General features: G+C 65.9%; 6 protein-coding genes and 1 pseudogene. 4 read left to right on the forward strand and 3 right to left on the reverse strand.

Annotation, left to right across the window (positions count from 1 at the left end):
* Positions 1 to 354: 354 nt before the first annotated feature.
* Positions 355 to 555, forward strand: coding sequence for a hypothetical protein (locus VKI00_RS05090; protein ID WP_324435923.1), 201 nt, complete (start codon positions 355 to 357; stop codon positions 553 to 555).
* A 233-nt stretch (positions 556 to 788) separates the two neighbouring features.
* Here VKI00_RS05090 and VKI00_RS05095 read toward each other — a convergent pair whose 3' ends face one another.
* Positions 789 to 968, reverse strand: coding sequence for a hypothetical protein (locus VKI00_RS05095; protein WP_324435924.1), 180 nt, complete (start codon positions 966 to 968; stop codon positions 789 to 791).
* A gap of 566 nt (positions 969 to 1534) precedes the next feature.
* Here VKI00_RS05095 and VKI00_RS05100 point away from each other — a divergent pair.
* Positions 1535 to 1783, forward strand: a complete 249-nt coding sequence (locus VKI00_RS05100) for a type II toxin-antitoxin system VapB family antitoxin (protein WP_324435925.1) — start codon at positions 1535 to 1537, stop codon at positions 1781 to 1783.
* Positions 1784 to 1793: 10 nt separating this feature from the next.
* The gene (locus tag VKI00_RS05105; protein WP_324435926.1) at positions 1794 to 2198 is read left to right on the forward strand and encodes a TA system VapC family ribonuclease toxin; all 405 of its coding nucleotides are present in this window, start codon (positions 1794 to 1796) and stop codon (positions 2196 to 2198) included.
* A 356-nt stretch (positions 2199 to 2554) separates the two neighbouring features.
* Here the strand turns inward: VKI00_RS05105 and VKI00_RS05110 are convergent.
* Positions 2555 to 2833: pseudogene (locus VKI00_RS05110) on the reverse strand (protein kinase domain-containing protein); the annotation flags it as partial.
* Positions 2834 to 2967: 134 nt separating this feature from the next.
* Between VKI00_RS05110 and VKI00_RS05115 the strand changes: the two are divergent.
* The gene (locus tag VKI00_RS05115; protein ID WP_324435927.1) at positions 2968 to 3447 is read left to right on the forward strand and encodes a restriction endonuclease; all 480 of its coding nucleotides are present in this window, start codon (positions 2968 to 2970) and stop codon (positions 3445 to 3447) included.
* Between the two features lie 40 nt (positions 3448 to 3487).
* Here the strand turns inward: VKI00_RS05115 and VKI00_RS05120 are convergent.
* Positions 3488 to 4535, reverse strand: a 1048-nt coding sequence (locus tag VKI00_RS05120) for a lipase family protein (RefSeq protein ID WP_324435928.1), incomplete at its 5' end; no start/stop codon positions are given.

The following is a 4535-nucleotide window of genomic DNA, read 5'->3' on the forward strand; positions in this document are numbered from 1 at the left end:
GGCCACGACGCTCAGACGGTGCAGGGCGTAGGGCTTGCCGACCCAGCCGGCGGGCAGGCCGTCGCCGCGCACCACCCGCAGTCGCGGCAGTTCGGCCTCAAGGCGGGCGAGCGCGTCGCTGGTGCCGTCGGTGGAGCCGTCCTGTGGGGTATTTAGTTTAGATGGGGTCGCCCCTGTTGGGCGGCCCATCTACTTGGACTGAGCGCGCGCGGGATTGCGTGGTCGGGCGGGTGGCCCGCATCGAATTCAGCTTTTCGGAGTTCGCCCGCGTCAGTGAGGGGCGGTCAATAGACTTGATGGCAGGGTTCCCGGCTAATTGCGCTGGGTCCAGCACACCCGAGGGGGGTCACCGTGATGGATAACCGTCCTCCCGCCAGTCGTCGTCACCCGTCGAGCTACTCGTCGGCTGAACTCGTCACCAGCCTCCAAGCCCAGAAGGTCCAGGCCAAGCGGCGACTGCGCGTCCTGCGTCAGAGGGCCGACGAGTTGGCCGCGGAGATCGAGGTCATGGAGGATCAGCTCGTCGACATCGACCGCGCCGAGAGGAATCTCTGACGCTTGGCGCATGGCGCGGGCCAGCCGTTGCTCGCCGGTCGACGAGCCGGTCGGCCAAGGCGTCCGGCGGCCTCGCCTTTGAACGGTGGACCCGGAATTTTCGCTGCGGTGGCAAACCAATGGATTTTACCAATGACCGTGTTTGACCTAAGGAATCCGCGCTCTATGTGCAAAGCGGCAACGCCGCGGGTCGTCGCACCAGCTGCTCATTGAGGCCGACGAACTCGGCCGGCTCAGTCGCCGGTCGGTGTTACCGCCGTTGTCCGCGCCAACTCGGCGATCGCTTTCGCGATCTCCTGAACCGCATCGGCCAGCGCCCGTGTCACGTGATCGTCGTCAGCGGCATGGTGGCGCGCCGACGCTGCCAACTCCGCTGCTCGGTCCGCATGCTCAGCCGCCCGCGTGTATGACATGAACTTTCCCTTCCTAGCGCACCGCTGCCGCGCCGGCAAGCATCCGGCATCCAATCGCCAGCGGCGGCGCGTACACCACACCACCGCAATCAAGGCACGTCCACGTCGTGTGCCCACCAGGGCACGAACACGGCTGATGACCGACTGGCATCCGGCCCGGACCTAGCGGGTGACCGGCAGGGCACCGGGTCGGCGGGCGGACCATCCACTCACCGCTGGTGGAGCGGACCAGAGCGCCGACGGCGGGCATACGTCAATCATCGCCCGACGGAGACGAAGGCACACGGAACACAGATGACACGTGCCCACCGGGTCACCCCCACTGACCGTGATGGCCGCCGTGTGAGGTCTGGAATAGGCGCGCTGATAGTACGTCATGGCATTTCGCGTCCTCCGAGGGGCGATCCGCACGGATCGTTGCATCGTATGCCGCCGCGTTGTCGATGTGGTCGGCTGTCGCGGCGACAACTTCTGAGCGGTCGGCCATTAGCCGATATGCGACCCACACCGATGAAACGCCAAGCGCGCGCATCCTGATGCTACTACCTGATGCTATGATGCAGACCGTGCGTACGACGCTGAACATCTCCGATGACCTGCTTGCTGAAGCGAAGTTGGTCGCCGTCCGAACGCACCGCTCGGTGGGGGCGGTGGTGGACGACGCACTGCGGGTGCTGTTGCGGCGCGAACAGCCGGCAGGGGACGGGTCGACGTGGACATTTCCCACCAGCGGCGCCGGGGGCCTGCAGCCCGGTGTCAATCTCGACGACCGGGAAGCCCTTGCCGACCTGCTGGGCGAGAATGCTTTGCCCTGACGTCAACGTCGTGCTCTACGCGTTTCGCCGTGACAGCACAGATCACCTCCGCTACGCCGAGTGGTTGCGGCACACGATGACCGGACAGGAACCGGTCGGTGTCAGCGAGCTCGTTCTGTCCGGGGTTGTTCGGCTGGCCACCAATCACCGGGTTTACCGCCAGCCGAGTAGTACCGAGCAGGTATTGGAGTTCTGCCGCGCGGTGCGCTCCGCGCCCGCCGCAGTCCCGCTGCGGCCAGGCGCAAAGCACTGGCAGATCTTCTCCCAACTCTGCCGGGATGTCTCGGCCACGGCTAACGATGTGCCGGATGCCTATCACGCGGCGCTGGCCGTCGAAAACGGCGCCACGTGGATCACCAATGACCGTGGCTACGCCAAATTCCCCAACTTGCAGTGGCGCGGCCCGTTTGACTAACGCTGACGCCTCCGCGTGGTGCCGGGCGTTCGAAGCGCGGCCTTCCTCAGGTTTCCGGTGACCTCGCAGCGGCTGGATGGCCTGGGAGCTGGCGGCAATGCTGACGACGGCGCATCACCGGACCCATCCAGCTCCATCCCTTCACCGATGGGAATCGGTCGGTCGCAGCACTGGCCGCCGGCCGATCCCGCTCGGCACCGTCTACGAGGGACGCTGGTTTCCCAGCGCGAGATAAGTGGCGAAACAAGCTGCGGGCGAATCAGCTGTACTTGATCTGCAGCGCGATGCCGCTGATGGCGACCCCAGATGCCGGTGATGAACAGGATCAGCCGGTCTCGAGTGCGCGTGATACCACGCGGGGCGGCCGAGGTGAGGGTGCCCACTGTCAGGTTCGTGGCGGTGAGCCCGCTTGCGTCGTCAACCCACCGGGCGATGCCGAAATCGGCCAGCATGACCCACTCGGCGCCCGAGTCGGGGTAGGCGAGCAGGATGTTGGCCGGCTTGACGTCGCGGTGCAACAGCTGGCGCTGGTGGGCGTAGTCCAGTGCGTCGGCGACCGCGGTCACGATCCGGATCGCCTCCTCCGGCGGCATGCCGTTGGGGTAGCGCTCAGCGAGCAGGTGAGCGGCGTCCGTTATCTACCCTTTGCGACTCATCGAGCGTCGGAATAGGGGCTCTACCGGCGTGTCTTGCGCAACGGTGTCGGGCTGATGGTGTTAAGTCATGTTTGGCACGTCGACGCGATACCGACGTGCTGTGGAGGTGGACAGTGGCCCGAGTTGAATGGACCCGGCAGTCGGGCGAAGACGTTGAGGCTGTCGTTGCGATGCTGCTGTGCAGTCGATACCCAAGCGCCCATCGGGTGCGGCCGAGTCAGGGCGACGGCGGCATCGACATCTTCGTGCCCGGCCCGGCGCGCTTCGGGGCCGAGCGGGCGGTGTATCAGGTGAAGAGGTACTGCGAGAACCTCACCGGCACTCAGAAACGAAAGATCAAGAACTCATACCAGCGGGTGGTCGAGACCAGTCAGAAAGAGGGCTGGCGGATCACCGAGTGGCACTTGGTTATGCCGCTGGACCTGACGAACCAGAATCTCGGCTGGCTGGACAAAGTCATCGCTGACGCGGACTTCCCGTGCGAGCCGAACGCTTGGTCTTCTGTGACACGCTGGCAGCCAATTATCCCAAGGTCATCGACTACTTCCTGCGCGACGGCAAGGACCGCCTGCAGGCGGAGATGGACAACCTGACGGCGGTCGGGCGCGGCGGAAACCTCCGCCAGGTGATAAGTCACAGCGGACGGCGCTGGACCGTCCTGCCGGTGAGGACCTTCGCCGCGAACACGGCCAGCCGGGCGATGCCGACATAGGTCGCGGGATTGAACATGGTCGGCCACTTCGTCCTGATCAGGTGATCGGTCAGGGGTCGGCTGGCGAACCGGTCCGACAGCCATCGCAGCGTCATCGGGGCGGACAGTGGGTGTAGCAGCAGGTGCTCGCAGAACGCGTCCCGGTGGTAGGTGACGTCGGCTCCGCCGGCCGAATAGGCGTCGGCCAGCGCGTCGATGTCGGCGACATCGATGAGGTAGTCGTGTACGGCCTGCACGATCAATACCGGCGGTGTCGGCGCCGTGGTGCCGAGTTTGATGCTGTCTAAGACGTGCTGGACCTCCGGCATCGTCAGGATCTCCTCCAGCGGCCGGTCGAGGTACTCGCTCACGTCCTTTCTCGCCATCCGGATGACCGCGGCCACCGTGGTCATGGTCTCCAGCTGGCGCAGCAGAGCGAGTCCCTCTTCGTTGGTGTGCTCCTGAATCACTCGGTCCAAGTCTGGGTAGATGTGTGTCAGCGCGGCTATCACCAACGCGGGGAGACCAGCCAGGAAGCCGCCGTTGAGCCGGCGGAAGGTGTGGCCCAGGTCGCCGATGGGTGATCCGAGCACGGCGCCGACGATGTCGAGTTCGGGTGCGTAGTCGGCGCAGATTTCGGCAGCCCAGCCGGTGGCGAGCCCGCCGCCGGAGTACCCCCACAACGCGACGGGCGCCGACGCGGACAATCCGATGCGCTCCGAGCTCAGTGCGGCCCGGACTCCGTCGAGGACGCAGTAGCCAGGTTCGTACGGCGTGCCCCAGATCCCGTTGGGGCCTTCGTGGTCGGGCACCGAGACCGCCCAGCCCTCGGCGAGGGCGGCGCTGACTAGCAGAAAATCCAACTGCGGCACCGCGCCGATGGCCTTCGCGTGTCGCCGCAGGGCATAGGACGGGAAACAGCGGGCCGTCACAGCGTCGATAGCGCACTGATACGACAGCAGCGGGCAGGTCTGGCCCGAAGCGACGTCC

The sequence above is a fragment of the Mycobacterium sp. genome (assembly GCF_035314665.1).
In the GTDB taxonomy this organism is placed as follows: Bacteria; Actinomycetota; Actinomycetes; order Mycobacteriales; family Mycobacteriaceae; genus Mycobacterium.

Bases quoted from the DNA above. Each gene is read 5' to 3' on its own strand.
- VKI00_RS05095 (WP_324435924.1), bottom strand. From the start codon at position 968: ATGTCATACACGCGGGCGGCTGAGCATGCGGACCGAGCAGCGGAGTTG.
- VKI00_RS05090 (WP_324435923.1), top strand. From the start codon at position 355: ATGGATAACCGTCCTCCCGCCAGTCGTCGTCACCCGTCGAGCTACTCG.